The sequence below is a fragment of the Neisseria flava genome, assembly GCF_982712965.1.
In genome coordinates, this window is record NZ_CEXQBZ010000118.1 from 27,320 (window position 1) to 47,432 (window position 20,113).

Consider the following 20,113-nt stretch of genomic DNA (forward strand, 5'->3'; position numbering starts at 1 on the left):
ATGTACTGATTATCGGTTTATTGGGATGCCTGATGTGCGGTTACTTGCTGACAGGTGTCAAGCTTGTATCTGTCGTATTGCGGTCGTCATCATTCTTCACGCCGCCGAATACGGTATCCAACGATTTATCGGCATCAAAGGTAACTTTACCGCCTATACTGACTTCTGTTTTATCGCCGTTAAATTGACCAAAGAATTTTCCTTCGACTTTGCCGTTTTTTCCGTCGGATTCAGCAGTGCCTGAGAAATCAACGCCGTTGATGCCTACATCTTTCATCACAACGTCCGGACCGTAATCCGCATTACCTAAAATCGTGCCGCCGAGTTTGTTGGTGTTGAAATTGGCTGTCAGCAGTGAAAGCTTGGGCGCGGTTTTTTCAGACGACCCAAAGGATTTTCCGGGCTCATAGGTGGAGGTAACGATATTGCCGTTGCGGACGCGGACTGCCCAAACTTCGTATGTGGTTTTGCCTTTTGCCACTGTACTGTCTGACGGAGTGTAATAAGACGGTTTCGCCGTTCCGACGGGTTTGCCGCCGACAAACAGGTCTGCTGTGCCGTCTGCATTTATCCATGCGCCGAATTTGAGGTGGTCCTGTTTGGTTGCCGGTGCATAGGTGAATTGTCCGGAATTGCTGCAACAGACAAACAGTTTGCCACCTTCAGATAAAGGTTGTCCTTCATGGCGGGTACGCAGATTGTAGGAAGGGCTGAAAGATGAGGGAACTATCGGATCAGAGTATGAGCTGATGTTGTAATAGTTGCCGGAAGGGGTTTGATAGACATATTGTTTACTGGGGGTATAGTCGCCCCATAGATCTTTTACTTTGAGTTCGGCTTCATGCAGACTGCCGCCTTTACCGGAAAGGGTGTTGATGGTCTGTACCGCACTGCTTTCATCACTCAACTTGACATTGGCGATAGGCTGAGCCGTAGGTATGGCAACGGGGACTTTGGGTTCTGATGCACCTCCTCCCGCGCAGGCAGTCAGAATCAGGGAGGCGGCCGCAGAAATTGCGGATACTTTGATTTTCATGATGAATCTCTCTTAATATTGATATTTTATAAATTAATGATAAGGATTACCAATTTTGTTGTAATATTTTGTAATAATTATGGTGTTTTGGCAATATCTGCGCGGAGTTTTTATGATTTTTGAAGTAAATATTAAGAAATAAATCAATTAATGACATAGGTTTGAATATTTATTCTAAATATTTGATTTGATAATGCTATCTATTAATGATGAAGAATATTGGGGGATAGTGTGGATCAAACGATTGCTTTGGATACGCAAGATATATTGCAGGCGTGTTTAGTGGGTTGGCTTGATTAATCCTATGAATCTACTGATGAATAACATTTGAATAATTTATAAGACCATAAAAATAAATCAGTTATGTTTGTTTTGGAAATTTACCTCTATAATGCTGCATCTTAATGCGAATCTGTTGCTTTTACGCAAAAATAAGGTCGTCTGAAAAGTTTCAGACGACCTTTGACAGCCGTAAATCCCTGACTGGGGGAATCAGTAGGGCATGGCGGTTTGCATTTGGCTACCCCTACGATATACACACATATATTTCGGATGATTTTGAATGTTAAGAATAAAACAAAAAATGGTTTCGGCATCGTTATGTTGCCTGTTGCCTTCCGCAGTCTTGGCTCAATTGCCCGAAGGTGGTGTCCGGCAGGATTCGCCTTCTCAGGATGCTGCCGTACAAGTGCAGCAAAAACAATGGCTGGATATTTTGTCCGAAGAAGAAAGGTCGTCTGAAAAGAATGAGAATGTCGGCAAACCGACTGTGGTCGGCGATGATTTTTTAGCGGCAAACCCGCGTATTCTTGAGGACGCGCTGATTCAAGCACTTAACGGCAATAGCGCAGATTTGGTTTCTTCGCTTGCCGCCCTTTACCGCAAACAGCCCAACCACAATCCCAAGCTGATTGCGCGTGCCGATGCTTTGCTGGCAAAGTTGAAAGGGCGGACTTCCGAAGCGGTCGAGCGTTATCGTACCCTTTATGAATCCGACGTTTCAGACGACCGCATATTGTTGGATTTGGCGGCGGCAGAGTTTCAGGATTATCGTTTGGGCGAGGCGGCGGCGCATTTTCGCCATGCTGCGCAACGCGATATACCTGCCCCCGTTTTGGAAAACGTCAAACGCTTTCAAGAAGCCGTTAAGCGGCAGACAGAATGGAAATGGTCTGGTGGAATCAGTCCCATGCATAGCGATAACGCCAACAACGCTGCTCCGCGTTATTGCATCGAAACAAGGGGGCAAACCGCATGCAGCGTTACTTTGCCCGTCAGTGCCAACGGCTTGAATTACGAATTGAACACCGAAAAACTCACCCCGCTGTACGGGCATCACGCCGTCAAATTCCGCGCCAACCTCAGCGGAACGAGCTATTTTTTCGACCGCCAATCGGCTTACGACGATGCGTTCGGCAGGGCTTATTTGGGCTGGCAGCGTAAGGACGGCAAACAAACCGTCAGCGTTTTACCGTTTTATCAGGCACAGTTGGCAGGCAGTAGCGAATTTGACAGCAAAAAAGAAAACAACCGCCGTGCCACGCCTTATATGCTGGCACACGGGGTTGGCGTACAGTTTTCGCATATGGTCAATCTCGGCAACGCGACACAACTTTATTACTCGCTGGAACGCTACCGCCAAAACTATCGAGAAACTGATCGTGCGCTGCGTAACGACGGCTGGCACGACAGTACCTATCTCTCCCTGGCGCGCCGTTTCGGCAATACAGCCCTGTTCGGCGGTTGGCAATACAACCGCTTTGTTCCTGAAAACAAAAACATACGCAATGCCGTCAACAATGCCGCCTACCGCCGCAACGGGTTCAATATAGGCTGGATACAGCAATGGCCGTTTTTGGGCGGGCTGAACAGCCGCCTGACCGCTTCATTTGCCAACCGTCGCTATAAAGGTATTATGGCATTCGGTACGGAGCCGCAACGCAACCGCGAGCGTTCCCTCTTCGTCAGCCTCAGCCATAATAAATTGTCCTACAAAGGCATCACGCCGACCTTGAATTACGGATACAGCCGCATCCGCAGCAATGCCCCTTATGCACGGCGCAGCAGCCGTCAATGGTCGTTGGGCGCGGAGTGGAATTTTTAAAAAAAGCCTAAAATTCGAATACTTAATCAATAAAGGTCGTCTGAAAACGGGCATCGTAGGCTTTCAGACGACCTTTGCGGCATTTTCAAGCCGATGGATAGGGTTTTGCAATCAATATAGACAGCTTGAACCTTCCGTCTTAAGGACGGTAGAATCAGTCATTTCAATGCAGCAGTTCGAAGTTTTGTTGAAACTGCCGTATATCCTAAATAATCAGATATATATCATGAGTAACGAAACCAAAAACTACATTACGCCCGTTGGTTGGCAGGCGTTGAAAGACGAGCTGTATCAACTGGTCAATAAAGAACGTCCCGAAATCGTCCAAATCGTCAACTGGGCGGCAAGCAACGGCGATCGCAGCGAAAACGGCGACTATCTTTACGGAAAACGCCGTATGCGCGAAATCGACCGCCGCATCCGTTTTCTGACCAAGCGTTTGGAAGCTGCCGTCGTCGTCGATCCCGAATTGCGCGAAGCGACCGACCAAGTGTTTTTCGGTGCAACCGTCGGACTGTTACGCGGCGACGGGCGCGAGCAAACCGTCAAAATCGTCGGCGTCGATGAAATCGATACCGCGCAAAACAAAATTTCTTGGATTTCTCCGTTGGCGCGTTGTCTGATTAAAGCGAGGGAAGGGGACGAAGTCATCTTGAATACACCGGAAGGGCGCGAGGAGATTGAGATTTTGTCGGTGGAATATATACGGATAGATTAAATCTCTCGTAAGCATAAGAGATAGGTCGTCTGAAAACTTTACCAATACGTTTTCAGACGACCTTTTCTATAAAAAAACACCGCTTTTGCAAGCGGTGTCCGGTAAAGCATAAATTATTTGCGCAGACCCAAGCGGGTGATCAGGTTGCGGTATGTATCAGGTTGGGTGCGGCGCAAGTAAGACAACAGACGGCGACGTTGGCTAACCATTTTCAACAGGCCGCGACGGCTGTGGTGGTCTTTAGGGTTGGCTTTGAAGTGGGGAGTCAGGTCGTTGATGCGGAAAGTCAACAGAGCGACTTGTACTTCAGAAGAGCCGGTATCGCCTTCTTTGCGTTGGAAATCTTTAACAATTTGTGCTTTTTGTTCTACGGTCAATGCCATGATGGATAACTCCGAAAAATAAAAGAACCGTTATTCGGTTCGGACAAGTTTGACGAGCGCGAACCCGTTCAAACTCCTGAAGTCTTTTTGTGAAGACCGGCGGATTATGCCACAGTTTCATCTGTTTTGCACGGCTGAATCCTGTTTTTTATACGAAATTGTGGAAATGTCGTCTGAAAAAGTATCGGGGTGTGGCGTAAAGTATGCGCGAGAAGTTTTGATTCGGTGCATTTTATAGCAGGTTAAAATAGAAAATATTTTCATCATTCCTGTATAGGCGTGAATCCGGGCTTCTGATTTCGGCAAGATTCAGCGATTATTGCGGATTGCCGCCCGAACAGAAATGGCGGCGTGGGTACTTTTTTAGAATTTCGGTGAATGGGCAGGGCTGTTCGGAAGGGCGTGGGTTTGTAGTAAAATAGACGCTGATCGACGGCATGAAGAGGTCGTCTGAAATTTGCAAAGAGCTTTGATATTATGAATTTTTTTAGAAAAACAGCCTTGTTTTTGCTCGTTTTGTCCGTATTGGCTGCCTGCGGTTCGTTTGTTTCGCAATATGTTTTAGGGATGAATCCCTGCGTATTGTGCATCGTGCAGCGTTTGTGCGTATTGGCGGTAGGCGTGGCGGCTTTGTTGGCGGTATTTTTCCGTCAGTCTTCTAAAGTGGGGCGGACATTTTCCGCTTTGCTTATCAGCGCGCCTGCGGTGTACGGGATAGGGACGGCGGCTTATCAGTTGTGGTTGCAAAGCCTGCCGCCGGGTACAGCACCTTCCTGTGGTGCTCCGTGGACGTTCCGCTTGAAGGACTGGCCGTTGTTTGACTGGTTCGAACCCATCGTGCGCGGCTTCGGTAATTGCGCCGTACCCGATTATTTTTTGGGTATCGCGCTGCCGGTTTGGAGTATCGCTTATTTTTGTTTCGTTCTCGTGTTGGTCTGGTTTGCTTGGTTGAAAACGAGATAAATGTCCGGAATTTAAAAAAAGGTCGTCTGAAAATTTTCAGACGACCTTTTCACGATTGCGGATTAAGCCTTGTCGTGGAATTCGTGGAATTCATATTGGTAGGACAAGTCTTTGCCTGCTTTTTTCTGCGCCAGATAATCGTCGTAAACGGTGCGGATTTCTTTGCGCAAGAGGAATAGGGCGATTAAGTTGGGAATGACCATGAAGCCGTTGAACATATCGGACAGGCTCCAAACCAAATCGACCTTGCCCAGCGTACCCAACACGATAGCCAGCAGCACGAGCGCGCGGTAGATGCCCAAGTGTTTGCCTCTGAAGAGGAAGCGGATGTTGGACTCGCCGAAGTAGTACCAGCCGATGATGGTGGTGAAGGCGAAGAAGGTCAGGCAGACGGCGAGCAGTTGCGAACCGAAGCCGGGGAAGGCTTTGCTGAAGGCGAATTGGGTAACCGCCGCGCCTTGTTCGCCGGAGAGGTTGGCATCGGTCAGGAGGATAATCAGCGCGGTGGCAGTGCAGACCAAGATGGTGTCGATAAATACGCCGATAAATGCCGCCAAGCCTTGTTGAACGGGGTGGTTCACGTCGGCGGTAGCGTGTGCGTGCGGTGTCGAACCCATACCCGCTTCGTTCGAGAACAGCCCGCGTGCCACGCCGAAACGGACGGCTTCGCGCATACCAATACCCGCTGCGCCGCCTAAAACGGCTTCAGGATTGAAGGCGGCAGTAAAGATGTGGTTGAACATCGGTATGATATGGTCGGAGAATTTGAACAGGATAACGACCGCACACAAGATATAGATAATCGCCATAAACGGCACGACGAATTGGGCGATGTTGGCGATGCGGTTGACGCCGCCCACGATAATCATGCCCGCGAGAACGGCGAGGGCGATGCCTACTGCCAATGCCGGTACGTTAAAGGCGATGGTGACGGAGGAGGCGATGGAGTTTGCCTGCGTGGCGTTGCCGATAAAGCCCAGCGCGATAATCAGGGCGATGGAGAAGAAGCCCGATAAGAAACGCGCCGCGCCGCGCCCGATTTTCGGGGTCAGGCCGTGCGTGATGTAGAACGCGGGACCGCCGATGTATTTGCCGTGGCTGACGACGCGGTATTTTTGCGCGAGCAAGGCTTCGGCAAAAATCGTGGACATCCCCAAAACGGCGGAAAGCCACATCCAAAAAATCGCGCCCGGCCCGCCTGCGGTAATGGCGGTTGCCACGCCGGCGACGTTGCCCGTACCGATTTGGGCGGAGACGGCGACGGCGAGTGCTTGGAATTGCGACAAAGATTTATCATCTTTGTCTTTTTTGGAAAACAAACCGCCGAAGACGGATTTGAACCCCGCCCCCAATTTGGTAATTTGCGGCGCGCCAAGATAGAGTGTGAAAAACAGGCCGATGCCCAAAAGGGCGTAAATCAGCATGTAATCCCACAGAATCAGATTGACTGCGCCCACCAGTGCAGACAATGTTTCTTCCATAATTACAAACCTTATATTGAAAAATGAACAGATGACGGCATCCGTCGGCGGTTACTCCGTCGAATGCCGTTGTGTCGGACGGCGCGGCGAGCAGACCGGCTTCGTCCGTTTTGCCCCAAGTTGTCAACAATCCTGAAGCAGGTCTGCATGATACCGTAAACCTTTTGTGAGGCAAACGAAAAAAAAGATCAGGTTTGGGCAAAGACAAGAATTTTGCGTTTGTCGGGCGCTATCGGCGTTTTCAGACGACCCTTTGGCAGGGTGCGGGGTCGTCTGAAATATTTTAGGCATATCCAACCTATGTTAAAATGCGCCCTTTGAAAATGAGCAAGAGCCCGCCGGATAAGGCGGAAAATCGAAAGGAATCCATATATGGCAGGTCATAGCAAGTGGGCGAATATCCAGCATAAAAAAGCCCGTCAAGATGCCAAACGCGGCAAAATCTTCACCCGTTTGATCAAAGAAATCACCGTTGCAGCCCGCATGGGCGGCGGCGACCCCGGCGCCAACCCACGCCTGCGCCTGGCTTTGGAAAAAGCCGCCGAAAACAATATGCCCAAAGACAACGTACAACGCGCCATCGATAAAGGTACGGGCAACTTGGAAGGCGTGGAATACATCGAGTTGCGCTACGAAGGCTACGGTATCGGCGGCGCGGCGCTGATGGTGGACTGCCTGACCGACAACAAAACCCGCACCGTCGCCGACGTGCGCCATGCGTTCACCAAAAACGGCGGCAACTTGGGTACTGACGGCTGCGTAGCGTTCAACTTCGTGCATCAAGGTTATTTGGTGTTCGAACCCGGCGTTGACGAAGACGCGCTGATGGAAGCCGCTCTGGAAGCCGGTGCGGAAGACGTGATTGCCAACGACGACGGCTCCATCGAAGTCATCACCGCCCCGAACGACTGGGCGGGTGTGAAAGCCGCATTGGAAGCCGCAGGCTACAAATCCGTTGACGGCGACGTCACCATGCGCGCCCAAAACGAAACCGAACTCTCCGGCGACGATGCCGTCAAAATGCAGAAATTGATTGACGCTCTGGAAGATTTGGACGACGTACAGGACGTTTACACCTCCGCCGTTTTGAATCTGGATTAATAGGAAAGATTGAAAGCAGACCTGATGGGTCTGCTTTTTTGTTTCTGAGATTTTTGGGCTGTTTACTGGAATCTTCAATGGTTCGCGGGCGGAGTCTACGCTACGTTACCTGCTGGCAACACTAACGCCGTAGCGTGGGTTTTACCCACGAAGCTGACTGGCGGACAGGTCGTCTGAAATCTTGAGTGGCTCGTGGGCGAAGCCCACGCTACAACGTTTGTCGGCAACACAAGTGCCGTAGCATGGACTCCGTCCACAAAAACAATAGGCACAAAGGTCGTCTGAAAACTTAAAATTGCAGTATCTAAAAACTTTTAGGCTAGGGAATTATCTATAAGTGGGGCTGCTTGAAGATTCCGTCTTGCTGTTTTAAAATGACGGATTGTTACGTTATATCAATTGGAGAGGGAAAAACATGAAACATTGGAAACTCGGCGTCATCGCTGCATTAATGTCCGGCGCAGTTTACGCAGCCCCGATGAACGTCGTTACCAGCTTCAGCATTTTGGGCGACGTTACCAAACAAATCGGCGGCGACCGTGTTGCCGTGCAAAATTTGGTCGGCGCCAACCAAGACAGCCACGCCTATCACATGACCAGCGGCGACATCAAAAAAATCCGCAGTGCGAAATTAGTCCTGCTCAACGGCTTGGGTTTGGAAGCGGCTGATGTTCAGCGCGCCGTCAAACAAAGCAAAGTTCCCTTCGCCGAAGCAACCAAAGGCATACAGGCGCTTAAAGCCGAAGAAGGCGGTCATCATCATGACCACGACCACGAAGGCCACCACCACGACCACGGCGAATTCGACCCTCACGTCTGGACCGACCCCGTTTTGATGACGACCTACGCCCAAAACGTCGCCAATGCCCTGATTCAGGCAGACCCCGAAGGCAAAACCTATTACCAACAACGTTTGGGCAACTACCAAGTGCAACTGAAAAAACTGCACAGCGACGCTCAAGCTGCGTTTAACGCCGTTCCTGCCGCCAAGCGCAAAGTCCTGATCGGACACGACGCGTTCTCCTACATGGGCAAACGCTACAATATCGAGTTCATCGCCCCGCAAGGCGTGAGCAGCGAAGCCGAGCCGTCCGCCAAACAAGTGGCTTCCATCATCCGCCAAATCAAACGCGAAGGCATCAAAGCCGTGTTTACCGAAAACATCAAAGACACGCGCATGGTTGACCGCATCGCCAAAGAAACCGGCGTCAACGTCAGCGGCAAACTCTACTCCGACGCACTCGGCGGCGTACCTGCCAATACTTACATCGGCATGTACCGCTACAACGTCAAAGCCTTGACTGATGCGATGAAAAAATAAAACCGCTTGATTGGTTTGAATTGAAAAATTCAAAAGGTCGTCTGAAAATTAAATACAAGGTTTTCAGACGGCCTTTTGTGTAATAAGGACATTTTCATCTTTGAAAGAAATAACAAACTTTAAATAACAGAAGCCGATTTCGACCAGGCGTGGCGCGTTATATGTGTCATGCAGGCAGCTGCCGTATCCGGCGATTTGACCGTGGTCGTCAGGATGACCTGCCATCTTAAGAAATCTGGGATTACTGAGAATTAGGAATAAGATGTTTTTTCAGTCTGCGAATCCGATAATCCGTACATCCACTTGCTGAAGCAGAGGCGGTTTTATGTTGAAAAAGAGGATACGGCTTATACGTTTTTCCGCAAGGTATGGAATAGCGATGACGATTTCCTGTCAAAAGCCTATATGTCTTCCGAAGGATGGATTACGGAAAAGGGAAACCCCAAGCTGTTTAAGCAATATTTGAAATTGGAATTGAGAAACAAATGTCCTTGCGAGTCAGTTTTCTGTTTGTCGGAAGACATGCGGGATGTCATCGTTTCTATGTCGGAAAACCTGCGCTATGTGGAATTTGCCTGTTCCGAGGATTTCGGGGACTTGCCTGAAGTCGGCATCGGGCGCGGGACGTTGTCGGATGCGCCGTTTTTTTGCGTCGGCTTCGGACAAAAATATATTTTGAACAAATAAACAAAACGGTATCTGTATGTCTTTTGCCTATTTGATTGCTGCTTCCCGCCCTTGCCCCATGCTGGCGAAAATGCGTGGCGAAGCGTTTGCCCTAGTGGCGCAAAATACTGATTTGTGGGTCTATTTCAGGTTTTGCGAAGGCGGTGTTTATACGGAAAGAAGCGAAACTGAATCGTGTATGATGGAAAAAGGGGCGGAGTGGCTCAGATGGATTTACGGGCTTTGCGGTGGGAGTTTTGTTTTTTCTGATGTGCTTTTGAGGCATCGGGAAGGCGAAGAAGACTTTGCCAAGCTTGTTTTGAAACATATAAAGGAAAATAAGGTATCCGTTGCACAAATCAGCGCGGGGTTGAGGCTGGATTTGCGGTGTTTTTACCGCATGGAAATGTAAGCGGTTTGCAGACAGACAGGTCGTCTGAAAACTTTTTCAGACGACCTTTGTTAGTGATGAGTTTGAATTTCCAATCCATTAGACAGTCATACTGGTCATTCTTGTCTATTCTTGGGAAAAGACAAGAATAGATGTCATGTGGGCGATGTTTTACCTCAATTCATCGTTTGGTTAGGCTTTTTTCTATTTGCTGCATTTATTTGTTATGTCTGCTGCGCTCATTATTACTCTCAGTATCCCGGACAATAAGGAAATTCGGGGTTTTTCAAAATATAATGAAAATAATTTATTTCATATTGGAGATAAAAATTTTTCTTTATATGATTGGATTTATACTTTCTCTGAAGAGAAAGGGGTGTATCCCGAAAATTTTGCCAATAAGCGTACTTATTTAGAATTTATCAAGAAAAACAAAAAACAGTTGAAATTGGATTACTTTAGGCTTCAATGCGATTTATTGGAGGATTTGAACGGTATTCCTTGCAATTTTTTTCTGTGTCTGACAGATATTACTAAGATAGATAAAATGCTATCTATATATGGACGCTTTGTTTTTATTGATGAAATATCGGATAAAACCCTTTTTGAGGAAGGTGTGCTCTATCATATTGGCAAAAAATGAAGAAGAGTGGTATTCGGAAAGTGTATTGCGTCAATATGTAGAATAATATGTGGAAAATTAGTTGGACTTGAAGAAAAGGTCGTCTGAAAACCGAAAACATGGTTTCAGACGACCTTTGTTGTATTTGGTAACTATATGTTCCCGTTGTATAATCACGAGTTTGCAATTCAATAATAAACATACAGGAACCGCCATGACAGAATCCATCACCCGCGACAGTATGCAATACGATGTCGTGATTGTCGGCGCAGGCCCGTCGGGTTTGTCTGCCGCCATCAAACTGAAGCAGCTTGCCGAACAAAACGGGCGCGAAATCAGCGTTTGCGTGGTGGAAAAGGGTTCGGAAGCGGGCGCGCATTCGCTGGCGGGCGCGGTCATTGATCCGATTTCGCTGAACGAGCTGATTCCCGACTGGAAAGAAAAAGGCGCGCCGCTGACGCGCGCGGTAACGCAGGACAAAGTGTTGTTCCTGACGGAGAAAAAGGCGTTCAATCTGCCCATTACCCCTAATTTCGACAATCATGGCAATTACATCGTCAGCTTGGGCGAAGTCGTGCGCTGGTTGGCGGAGCAGGCGGAAAATATGGGCGTGGAAATCTATCCGGGCTTTGCCGCTGCCGAAGTGCTGTATCACGAAGACGGTTCGGTCAAAGGTATTGCAACCGGCAATATGGGTATCGGCAAAGACGGCGAGCCGACCGACAGTTTTCAGCCCGGCATGGAGCTTTGGGCGCAGCAAACCCTGTTTGCCGAAGGTTGCCGCGGTTCGCTTTCCAAGCAAGTCATCGAACGCTTCCAACTCGACCAAAACAGCCAGCCGCAAACTTACGGTTTGGGCATCAAAGAGATTTGGGAAGTGTCGTCTGAAAAACATCAGCCCGGCTTGGTGGTACACAGCGCGGGCTGGCCGCTGGACAGCAAAACCTACGGCGGCGCGTTTGTTTATCATTTCGACGACAACAAAGTCGCCGTCGGTTTCGTAGTCGGTTTGGATTATCAAAACCCTTATCTGTCGCCGTTTGAAGAGTTCCAACGTTTCAAAACCCATCCCGAAATCCGCAAAACCTTCGAAGGCGGTCGCCGCATCGCTTACGGCGCACGTTCGCTGATTGAAGGCGGTTTGCAAAGCCTGCCGAAGCTCTCGTTCAAGGGCGGCGTTTTAATCGGCGATGCGGCGGGTTTCCTCAATATGCCGCGCATCAAAGGCATCCATACCGCGATGAAATCCGCCATGCTCGCCGCCGAAGCCGTGTTCCCCTTGTTGGAAAACCTTGAAGAAGTGGAAAACTTCAACAGCGGTAAAGAGGCGGCGGATTATCAGCAACGTTTTGAACAAAGCTGGCTGTATCAAGAGCTTTACGCCGCGCGTAACGTCCGTCCGTCATTCAAATGGGGCGTTTACCTCGGCTCAATCTATACCGGCATCGACCAGATGATTTTCAGAGGCAAAGCCCCGTGGACCTTGAAATATCACGGCAAAGACAACGAGCAGCTCAAAAAAGCCGCCGCGTGCAAGCCGATTGATTATCCGAAACCCGACGGCGTGTTGACCTTCGACCGTTTGAGCAGCGTCTTCCTTGCCAATCTCGCGCACGAAGAAAACCAGCCCGACCATTTGGTGCTGAAAAATCCGCAAACGATGATAGACGTGAACTACAAAGAATACGCCTCGCCTGAAACGCGCTATTGTCCGGCAGGCGTGTATGAAATCGTCGAAGAAAACGGCAGCCCGCGCCTGCAAATCAACGCCGCCAACTGCGTTCATTGCAAAACGTGCGACATCAAAGACCCGACGCAAAACATTACTTGGATTTGCCCTGAAGGTGCGAGTGGACCGAATTACGGCGGGATGTAGGTTTCGGCGGTAACTTTGGCTAAGTTGGGCAAACATTTGCCACGCCGGGTAAAGAAAGGTCGTCTGAAAATCTTGGTTTAAGGTTTTCAGACGACTTTTTTTCATAGTCGGAAAGTGTTGAAGAAGAAATAGGATTTTATCTGTTTCAAACGTAGAGGTCGTCTGAAAATCAAAGGGGGGATTGTTTGGGAACACAGTTTACAGGCAAAGCCAATTCCTGAGCCATCGCCTTTTCAGCCTCGGAAGATATAGGAAATACGTCAAACTGTTTTCGGCAAATTAGCGCATCAAAACTGTCTTTACTCCAACCTTCCAAAGTCTCTCCGCTGATTTAATAAATGAGGTTTTCAGACGACCTTTGGGGTCGTCTGAAAACCTTACAAACCTTACAGCAACACTTTCTCCACGCCGCCGTTGTTGGCTTTTTTCACAAACTCGTCCAGCCAGTTTTCGCCGAGGATGTGTTTCGCCATTTCGATGACGATATAGTCGGCGGGCATGTCGTTGTCGTCGGCATAGCGGCTCAGGCCTTGCAGGCAGGCGGGGCAGGAGGTGAGCATTTTGACGGGTTCGCCCTGCGGCAGCTCTTTGAGGTTTTTCTCGATTTCTTCCTGTTTGCGGAATTTGACTTGGGTGGCGATGTCGGGGCGTTTGACGGCGAACATGCCGGATTCGCCGCAGCAGCGGTCGCTTAAGACGACTTTCTGCCCCATGAGGCTGCTTGCCATTTGGGTGGCGTTCATGGTTTTGATGGGTGTGTGACAGGGGTCGTGGTAGAGGTATTGCTGACCTTTTACGCCGTTCAGTTGCACGCCTTTTTCGAGCAGGTATTCGTGGATGTCGATGATGCGGCAGCCGGGGAAGATTTCTTCAAAGCGGTATTTTTCGAGCTGGTCGTAGCAGGTGCCGCAACTGACGACGACGGTTTTGATGTCGAGGTAGTTGAGGGTGTTCGCCATGCGGTGGAAGGCGACGCGGTTGTTGGTGCTCATTTGCTCGGCTTTTGCCTTGTTGCCGCCCGCGTCCTGCGGATAGCCGCAACACATATAGCCCGGCGGCAGAACGGTTTGTACTCCGACGTGCCAGAGCATGGCTTGGACGGCGAGTCCGATTTGGCTGAACAGGCGCTCGGAACCGCAGCCGGGGAAGTAGAACACGGCTTCGGCATCTTCAGGCGCGGCAGGGTTGCGGATGATGGGGATGCTTTTGTCGTCTTCGATGCCGAGCATGGAGCGCGGTGTTTTGGCGGGCACGCTTTTGGGCAAAGGACGGTTGATGAAGTGGATGATTTGTTCTTTGACCGGAGCGGTGCCGACGGTGGCTTTGGGTTCGGCTTTTTGTTTTTTGGTGCCAATGGGCAGCAGTTTGCCGATTTTGTAAGCGAAGTTCTGCGCGGGGAAGCCGGTTTGTATCATTGCGGCGCGCAGGGCTTTGATGGTTTTCGGTCCGGTGGCGTTTAGGAATGCCATACCCATCGATGCGGCGGGTGCAAAGCGTTTATGACCGGAATCGGCAAGGTAATTGCGGATGGCTACGGTTACGTCGCCGAAGTCGATGTTGACGGGGCAGGGTTTGACGCAGCGGTGGCACACGGTGCAGTGGTCGCCGATGTCCATGAGTTCTTCGAAGTGTTTGATGGAAACGCCGCGGCGGGTTTGCTCTTCGTATAAAAAGGCTTCGGTCAGCAGACCCACGCCGAGGATTTTGTTGCGCGGGCTGTACAGCAGGTTGGCGCGCGGGACGTGGGTGGAGCAGACGGGTTTGCATTTGCCGCAGCGCAGGCAGTCTTTGACGGAATCGGCGATGGTGCCGAGGTCTGATTTTTCCATAATCAGCGATTCCGCGCCCAACAGCTCGAACGACGGCGTGTAGGCGTTGCGTAAGTCCGAGCCTTTCATCAGTTTGTGACGGTTGAAGGTGTGTTTTGGATCGACTTGTTTTTTATAGTCCCAAAACGGCTGCAAATCTTCATCGGTCAAAAATTCGAGCTTGGTAATGCCGATACCGTGTTCGCCCGAAATCACGCCGCCAAGCGAACGGGCGATTTTCATGATGCGTTCGACCGAGCGGTAGGCCGTCTGAAGCATTTGGGCGTCGTCTGAATTGACGGGGATGTTGGTGTGGACGTTGCCGTCGCCGGCGTGCATATGCAACGCGACGAAGACACGCCCGCGCACGGTTTTGGCGTGGATTTTGCCCAAGCCTTCGATGATTTTGGTGTCGGTTTTGCCGCTGAAGATTTCGGCGAGCGGTTTCATTACGTCGTCTTTGACGGAAACGCGCAGACGGAAATCACGGAATGCGGTGAAACAGCTCTCGTCGTCTTTGGCTTCGGGCGCGGCATGGACGGCTGCGCCGTAGCGGGCTTTGTAGTCGGCAAGCGGCGTGTCCAGATTGGCGAGCAACCAGTCCCAACGCGCTTTGACGGCGGAAACGTGGGCAAGGGCGTGTTTGCCGCGTTCGCCCAAAAGTTCGGCGGTCGGCAGGTCCGTACCCATTTTGTCGATAGGGAGTTTGCCCGACAGATATTGCTCCAATGCGGCGCAGAGTTTGAGTTTGTTTTGGATGGAAAGCTCGATGTTGATGCGTTCGATACCGTCCGAATACTCGCCCAGCCGCTCCAGCGGAATCACCACGTCTTCGTTGATTTTAAAGGCGTTGGTGTGTTTGGCGATGGCGGCGGTGCGGCTGCGGTCGAGCCAGAAGGTTTTGCGCGCTTCGGGCGACACGGCGATAAAGCCTTCGCCGTCGCGGGCGCGGGCGAGTTCGCAGATGTGTTCGGCGGCTGCCTCTACGGCAGCTTCGTCGTCTGAAACCACGTCCGCCAGCAAGACCATTTTCGGCCGCCCCTTACCCGCCGCTTTGGTGGCGTAGCCGACGGCGCGGACATAACGCCAGTCCAAATGTTCCAAACCCGCAAGCCGCACGCTGTCGTGGGCAAGCAGGAAATCGCGGATTTCGACGATAGAAGGCGTGGCGGTGGCGACTGTGCCGAAAAACTCCATACACACGGTGCGCGTGTGTTTCGGCATTTTGTGCAACACGAAGGCAACGCTGGTGATGATGCCGTCCGTACCTTCTTTCTGCACGCCGGGCAGGCCGCTCAAGAATTTGTCGGTAACGTCTTTGCCCAAACCGACTTTGCGGAATTTGTGACCGGGGATTTCCAAACGTTCAGTTTTAACAACATTGATGCCGTCTGAATCCAGCGTGTGAACGTTGAACACGGCGGTTTCTTCATCGTGGATTTTGCCGAAATTGTGGCGCACGCGCTCGATGCGCAGCCATTCGCCCTGCGGGTTGACCATCTGCCAGTAGGCAAGGTTGTCTAACGCCGTCCCCCACAGTACGGCTTTTTTGCCGCCCGCGTTCATCGCCACATTGCCGCCCACACAGGACGCATCGGCGGAAGTCGGATCGACGGCGAACACCAAACCCGCCTGATGCGCGGTTTCTTCGACCCGCCGCGTAACCACGCCCGCGCCGCAATGAATAATCGGATGTTTGCCGTCCAAGCCCGCCAGTTCTACAAATTCGACGCCGCGATGCTTGTCCAGCTTTTCCGTATTGATGACTGCGCTGTTTGCATCCAAAGGCACGGCGCCGCCGGTATATCCCGTGCCGCCGCCGCGCGGAATAATGACCAAATCCAGCTCGATTAAGGCGCGCACCAAAGGCGCGATTTCTGCCTCAGTGTCGGGATTGACGACGACAAACGGATACTCCACGCGCCAGTCGGTCGCATCGGTAACGTGCGTTACCCGCGCCAGCCCGTCAAACATAATATTGTGCGGCTTGGTGATTTTGCTCAAACGCTCCAAAATCTGCCGCCGCTTTTGGCGCGTTTCGTCAAAACTGCCGTCAAAACGCTCGACCGCCTTTTCCGCCGCCGCAACCAATACATCAACTTGCGGATTGTCGTCGCGGCGTTTGCGGATTTCGTTCAAACGGTGGCGCATTTCCCGCACCAGCGCGGCGCGGCGTTTCGGATGCTCCAGCAAATCATCAACCAGATACGGATTGCGTACGACCACCCAAATATCGCCCAACACTTCAAACAACATCCGCGCCGAACGCCCCGTCCTGCGCTGTCCGCGCAAGTCCTGCAAAATTTGCCACGCCTCGTCGCCCAACAGGCGGATGACGATTTCGCGGTCGGTGTAGGAAGTATAGTTGTAGGGAATTTCCCGAATACGCTGCGGGGCGGTAGTCGTGGTCATGGTAGCGGTGTGTCCGTATGATTATTGGTACGGCGAAACTGCGGAAAGCTGCTGCATGATTTCGCTGCGTTTTTAGAAAAAAGGTCGTCTGAAAGCGCAGCTTCAACGAAGTTATAGTGGATTAAATTTAAATCAGAACAAGGCGACGAAGCTGCAGACAGTACAGATAGTACGGCAAGGCGAGGCAACGCCGTACTGGTTTAAAGTTAATCCACTATAAAACGATTTTCGAGCCAATCAGACAACTTGGTAGAAAGTGTTAATGTAGTTTAAATTTCGATGTTTTTCAACGTCGAAGGCGAAAAATGTTTCAATAGGAATGATTTTTAAAAAGGCGGATATTGTTGACAATTTTACCGCAAACAAAATTTTCAGACGACCTTGGACGCCGGCGCGCTTGAGTTTTCCCGTAAAACAGTTATAATGCCAATCTCTTACGGCGGGTCTCCCCGCATGGTAATTCGGAACAACGGGTCAGGGGCGGAAGCCAGCAGCCCACTCTGATGAGCCAGTGCCGGGGGTCTGGCTCGCCACCCTATTAAAAAACACCGAAGATTGATTGGTCTTCGGTGTTTTTGCTTTTGCAGAATTCGGGATGGAAAAAAGGTCGTCTGAAAATTTCAGACGACCTTTTCGTTCATATCGATTTAAGAATCCTCTTTAATCAGCGATTTGGACAATTCCTCCAAAGGCACGCCTTTGGTTTCCGGCATCATCGTCATCACGAAAACGAGCTGCAACACCATCATCGCCGTGAAGCAGACGAATACCCAACCCGCCCCGATGCTGCCGAACAGGAACGGAATGGCGGCGGGAATGGTGGCAAAACTTCTGTTTTCAGCCGGTTTTAGTAACGTGCCATCAGTCAAGACGCGCTTGAGATTTTAGTTGGAAGAATAGAAAGGCGCGGCTTTCTGAAGAGTGATGTTATTGTTGTGAAGCATTTTTTTATAGTGGATTAACTTTAAACCAGTACGGCGTTGCCTCGCCTTAGCTCAAAGAGAACGATTCTCTAAGGTGCTGAAGCACCAAGTGAATCGGTTCCGTACTATTTGTACTGTCTGCGGCTTCGTCACCTTGTCCTGATTTAAAGTTAATCCACTATATTGATAAGAAGCCGGGTCATTATGTTTTAAAACATTTTTACTGACAAGCTGCCATCCATGTCATATTTGATTCTCCACAAAGTTTGCGCTGAAAAGGCAAAAGGTCGTCTGAAAAGGCGGAACTTGGCTTCAATAGGCTTACGATGCCTGTTTTCCAGCCGGATTTCGTTTTCAGACGACCTTTACTTTACCCTTGGGCATTACTACAATGTTTCGATTTCGATGTCCGAAGTAATATAAACAGACTATTTAGGAGAGTGCCATGACCGCCTCGCAATTAATCAGCAGCCTGACCCAAACCGTCGGCGAAAAATACATCATCACCGACCCCGCGAAAACTGAACAATACCGCCAAGGCTACCGTTTCGGCGAGGGTAGGGCATTGGCGGTGGTGCGCCCCGGAACCATTCTGGAAATGTGGAAAATTTTGCAGGCATGTGTTGAAGCAGATGTGATTGTGATTACGCAGGCGGCGAATACCGGTTTGACAGGCGGCTCGACCCCCGATGGCAACGATTACGACCGCGACATCGTGATTGTGAACACCATGCGGATGAACATCATCCAAACCATCAACAACAACGAACAAGTCGTTTGTCTGCCCGGCTCGACCCTGAACCAGCTCGAATTGCTGCTGAAACCTTTGGGGCGCGAACCGCATTCGGTCATTGGCTCTTCATGTATCGGCGCGTCCGTTTTAGGCGGCGTGTGCAATAACTCCGGCGGCGCATTGGTGCAGCGCGGTCCTGCCTACACGGAAATGGCGCTGTTCGCCCAAATCAACGAAGAGGGCAAGCTGGAGCTGGTCAACCATTTGGGGATAGATTTGGGCGACACGCCCGAAGAAATCCTGACCAATCTTCAAGGTCATCATTATCAGAGAAAAGACATCACGCAAGACGCGGGCAAAGGACACGATCACGCCTATTGCGACCATGTCCGCCAAGTGGACGAGCCGACCGCCGCGCGTTTCAACGCTGACCCGGCGCGCCATTACGAAGCGTCCGGTTGCGCAGGCAAACTGATGGTTTTCGCCGTCCGCTTGGACACCTTCCCTCAAGAAAAACAAACCGCCGTGTTCTACATCGGCACCAACGACATCAACGAGCTGACCGACATCCGCCGCGCTGCCTTGGGCGAATTTGAAAGCCTGCCCGTTTCCGGCGAATACATCCATCGCGACGCTTTCGATATTGCCGACGTGTACGGCAAAGATACGTTCTACGTCATCAAAAAATTCGGTACGCACCAACTGCCGAAATTATTTGATTTGAAGGCACGCGTGGATAGATTCGGCAAAAAGGTCAGCTTCCTGCCCAAACATTTTTCCGACAAAGTCATGCAGTTTGTCAGCAAACTCCTGCCCGACCACCTGCCCAAATCCATGCGCGATTACCGCGACAAATACGAACACCACCTGATTCTGAAAATGGGCGGAAAAGGCGTTGATGAAGCGCGCGCGTTTTTGAAAGAATATTTTGCCCACCACGGCGGCGCGTTTTTCGAATGCAACGTCGAAGAAACCCAAGCCGCCATGCTACACCGTTTTGCCGTCGCCTCAGCCGCCATCCGCTACCGCGCCGTGCATGGCGACGAAGTGGAAGATTTGGTCGCACTGGACATCGCCCTGCGCCGCGACGACCATGACTGGTTTGAAAAACTGCCGTCGGAAATCGATAATAAAATCATCCACAAACTCTACTACGGACATTTCATGTGCCACGTTTTCCATCAGGATTACATCATTAAAAAAGGCAACGACTGCATGGCATTGGAACACGAAATGCTTCATCTTTTAGACCAACGCGGCGCGCAATATCCCGCCGAGCACAACGTCGGCCATTTATACGAAGCGAAACCCGCGCTCAAACAGTTCTACCGGAAACTCGACCCGACCAACAGCTTCAATCCGGGCATAGGTAAAACCAGTAAGAAGAAAAACTGGGCTGAATGATAAGGTAGGGATTGTGTCAATGACAAAGGCCGTCTGAAAAACCATATGGAGGTTGAACTGCACCCCAAAAGTTGGACACATCCCCTCCAACTCACAAGGTGCAGTTTTTTTATGAGCAAATATACATTACACTTCAAATACCAAGCCGTACTCCACTACCTGCACATACGC

At 50.6% G+C, this 20,113-nt stretch carries 15 protein-coding genes and 1 other RNA gene; 11 read left to right on the forward strand and 5 right to left on the reverse strand.

Going from position 1 to position 20,113, the window contains the following annotated elements; all coding sequences use genetic code 11:
* Positions 1–40: 40 nt before the first annotated feature.
* Positions 41–1,036: a Slam-dependent surface lipoprotein gene (locus tag AC5M9B_RS08240; protein ID WP_070857346.1), complete on the reverse strand. Its 996-nt coding sequence runs from the start codon at positions 1,034–1,036 to the stop codon at positions 41–43.
* Between the two features lie 562 nt (positions 1,037–1,598).
* Between AC5M9B_RS08240 and AC5M9B_RS08245 the strand changes: the two genes are divergently transcribed.
* Together AC5M9B_RS08245 and greB are read left to right on the forward strand one after the other, a co-directional pair.
* Positions 1,599–3,140 (forward strand): surface lipoprotein assembly modifier, encoded by a 1,542-nt coding sequence (locus AC5M9B_RS08245; RefSeq protein ID WP_487648495.1) that lies wholly within the window; start codon positions 1,599–1,601, stop codon positions 3,138–3,140.
* Between the two features lie 226 nt (positions 3,141–3,366).
* A complete protein-coding gene (gene greB, locus AC5M9B_RS08250; protein WP_029609802.1) occupies positions 3,367–3,858 on the forward strand; it encodes a transcription elongation factor GreB in 492 nt (163 codons plus the stop codon).
* 113 nt (positions 3,859–3,971) lie between these two features.
* Here greB and rpsO read toward each other — a convergent pair whose 3' ends face one another.
* The gene (gene rpsO / locus AC5M9B_RS08255) at positions 3,972–4,241 is read right to left on the reverse strand and encodes a 30S ribosomal protein S15 (protein WP_016687799.1); all 270 of its coding nucleotides are present in this window, start codon (positions 4,239–4,241) and stop codon (positions 3,972–3,974) included.
* Positions 4,242–4,718: 477 nt separating this feature from the next.
* Between rpsO and AC5M9B_RS08260 the strand changes: the two genes are divergently transcribed.
* Positions 4,719–5,204: a disulfide bond formation protein B gene (locus AC5M9B_RS08260; protein WP_101810712.1), complete on the forward strand. Its 486-nt coding sequence runs from the start codon at positions 4,719–4,721 to the stop codon at positions 5,202–5,204.
* A gap of 62 nt (positions 5,205–5,266) precedes the next feature.
* On the opposite strand, the gene AC5M9B_RS08265 is transcribed toward AC5M9B_RS08260, so the two are convergent.
* Positions 5,267–6,685: an alanine/glycine:cation symporter family protein gene (locus AC5M9B_RS08265; protein ID WP_209282732.1), complete on the reverse strand. Its 1,419-nt coding sequence runs from the start codon at positions 6,683–6,685 to the stop codon at positions 5,267–5,269.
* Between the two features lie 372 nt (positions 6,686–7,057).
* Here AC5M9B_RS08265 and AC5M9B_RS08270 point away from each other — a divergent pair, with 372 nt between their 5' ends.
* The 6 genes from AC5M9B_RS08270 to AC5M9B_RS08295 all read left to right on the forward strand — a co-directional run bounded on the left by AC5M9B_RS08270 (position 7,058) and on the right by AC5M9B_RS08295 (position 12,662).
* Positions 7,058–7,786, forward strand: coding sequence for a YebC/PmpR family DNA-binding transcriptional regulator (locus AC5M9B_RS08270; protein ID WP_019270986.1), 729 nt, complete (start codon positions 7,058–7,060; stop codon positions 7,784–7,786).
* A gap of 415 nt (positions 7,787–8,201) precedes the next feature.
* The gene (locus tag AC5M9B_RS08275; protein ID WP_487648496.1) at positions 8,202–9,107 is read left to right on the forward strand and encodes a metal ABC transporter solute-binding protein, Zn/Mn family; all 906 of its coding nucleotides are present in this window, start codon (positions 8,202–8,204) and stop codon (positions 9,105–9,107) included.
* 522 nt (positions 9,108–9,629) lie between these two features.
* Complete coding sequence (locus AC5M9B_RS08280) at positions 9,630–9,794, forward strand: hypothetical protein (RefSeq protein WP_244969534.1); 165 nt, start codon at positions 9,630–9,632, stop codon at positions 9,792–9,794.
* 16 nt (positions 9,795–9,810) lie between these two features.
* A complete protein-coding gene (locus AC5M9B_RS08285; RefSeq protein ID WP_070656308.1) occupies positions 9,811–10,185 on the forward strand; it encodes a hypothetical protein in 375 nt (124 codons plus the stop codon).
* Positions 10,186–10,390: 205 nt separating this feature from the next.
* Complete coding sequence (locus AC5M9B_RS08290) at positions 10,391–10,807, forward strand: hypothetical protein (protein ID WP_487648497.1); 417 nt, start codon at positions 10,391–10,393, stop codon at positions 10,805–10,807.
* Between the two features lie 193 nt (positions 10,808–11,000).
* Positions 11,001–12,662 (forward strand): electron transfer flavoprotein-ubiquinone oxidoreductase, encoded by a 1,662-nt coding sequence (locus tag AC5M9B_RS08295; protein ID WP_070656310.1) that lies wholly within the window; start codon positions 11,001–11,003, stop codon positions 12,660–12,662.
* A 386-nt stretch (positions 12,663–13,048) separates the two neighbouring features.
* Here the strand turns inward: AC5M9B_RS08295 and AC5M9B_RS08300 are convergent, their stop codons facing one another.
* Positions 13,049–16,882: a DUF3683 domain-containing protein gene (locus AC5M9B_RS08300; protein WP_487648498.1), complete on the reverse strand. Its 3,834-nt coding sequence runs from the start codon at positions 16,880–16,882 to the stop codon at positions 13,049–13,051.
* A 438-nt stretch (positions 16,883–17,320) separates the two neighbouring features.
* Here AC5M9B_RS08300 and ffs point away from each other — a divergent pair.
* Positions 17,321–17,417, forward strand: an RNA gene (ffs, locus tag AC5M9B_RS08305) — signal recognition particle sRNA small type.
* A gap of 112 nt (positions 17,418–17,529) precedes the next feature.
* Here the strand turns inward: ffs and AC5M9B_RS08310 are convergent.
* The gene (locus AC5M9B_RS08310) at positions 17,530–17,751 is read right to left on the reverse strand and encodes an MFS transporter (RefSeq protein WP_209283328.1); all 222 of its coding nucleotides are present in this window, start codon (positions 17,749–17,751) and stop codon (positions 17,530–17,532) included.
* 499 nt (positions 17,752–18,250) lie between these two features.
* Between AC5M9B_RS08310 and dld the strand changes: the two genes are divergently transcribed.
* Positions 18,251–19,942, forward strand: a complete 1,692-nt coding sequence (gene dld / locus AC5M9B_RS08315; protein ID WP_487648499.1) for a D-lactate dehydrogenase — start codon at positions 18,251–18,253, stop codon at positions 19,940–19,942.
* The last annotated feature ends 171 nt before the right edge of the window (positions 19,943–20,113 follow it).

Excerpts from the sequence above, each read along its gene's own strand:
- AC5M9B_RS08270 (WP_019270986.1), top strand. The coding sequence starts at position 7,058 with ATGGCAGGTCATAGCAAGTGGGCGAATATCCAGCATAAAAAAGCCCGT.
- AC5M9B_RS08295 (WP_070656310.1), top strand. The coding sequence starts at position 11,001 with ATGACAGAATCCATCACCCGCGACAGTATGCAATACGATGTCGTGATT.
- dld (WP_487648499.1), top strand. The coding sequence starts at position 18,251 with ATGACCGCCTCGCAATTAATCAGCAGCCTGACCCAAACCGTCGGCGAA.
- AC5M9B_RS08290 (WP_487648497.1), top strand. The coding sequence starts at position 10,391 with ATGTCTGCTGCGCTCATTATTACTCTCAGTATCCCGGACAATAAGGAA.
- greB (WP_029609802.1), top strand. The coding sequence starts at position 3,367 with ATGAGTAACGAAACCAAAAACTACATTACGCCCGTTGGTTGGCAGGCG.
- AC5M9B_RS08275 (WP_487648496.1), top strand. The coding sequence starts at position 8,202 with ATGAAACATTGGAAACTCGGCGTCATCGCTGCATTAATGTCCGGCGCA.
- AC5M9B_RS08260 (WP_101810712.1), top strand. The coding sequence starts at position 4,719 with ATGAATTTTTTTAGAAAAACAGCCTTGTTTTTGCTCGTTTTGTCCGTA.
- AC5M9B_RS08240 (WP_070857346.1), bottom strand. The coding sequence starts at position 1,036 with ATGAAAATCAAAGTATCCGCAATTTCTGCGGCCGCCTCCCTGATTCTG.
- AC5M9B_RS08245 (WP_487648495.1), top strand. The coding sequence starts at position 1,599 with ATGTTAAGAATAAAACAAAAAATGGTTTCGGCATCGTTATGTTGCCTG.
- rpsO (WP_016687799.1), bottom strand. The coding sequence starts at position 4,241 with ATGGCATTGACCGTAGAACAAAAAGCACAAATTGTTAAAGATTTCCAA.
- AC5M9B_RS08285 (WP_070656308.1), top strand. The coding sequence starts at position 9,811 with ATGTCTTTTGCCTATTTGATTGCTGCTTCCCGCCCTTGCCCCATGCTG.
- AC5M9B_RS08300 (WP_487648498.1), bottom strand. The coding sequence starts at position 16,882 with ATGACCACGACTACCGCCCCGCAGCGTATTCGGGAAATTCCCTACAAC.
- AC5M9B_RS08280 (WP_244969534.1), top strand. The coding sequence starts at position 9,630 with ATGCGGGATGTCATCGTTTCTATGTCGGAAAACCTGCGCTATGTGGAA.
- AC5M9B_RS08265 (WP_209282732.1), bottom strand. The coding sequence starts at position 6,685 with ATGGAAGAAACATTGTCTGCACTGGTGGGCGCAGTCAATCTGATTCTG.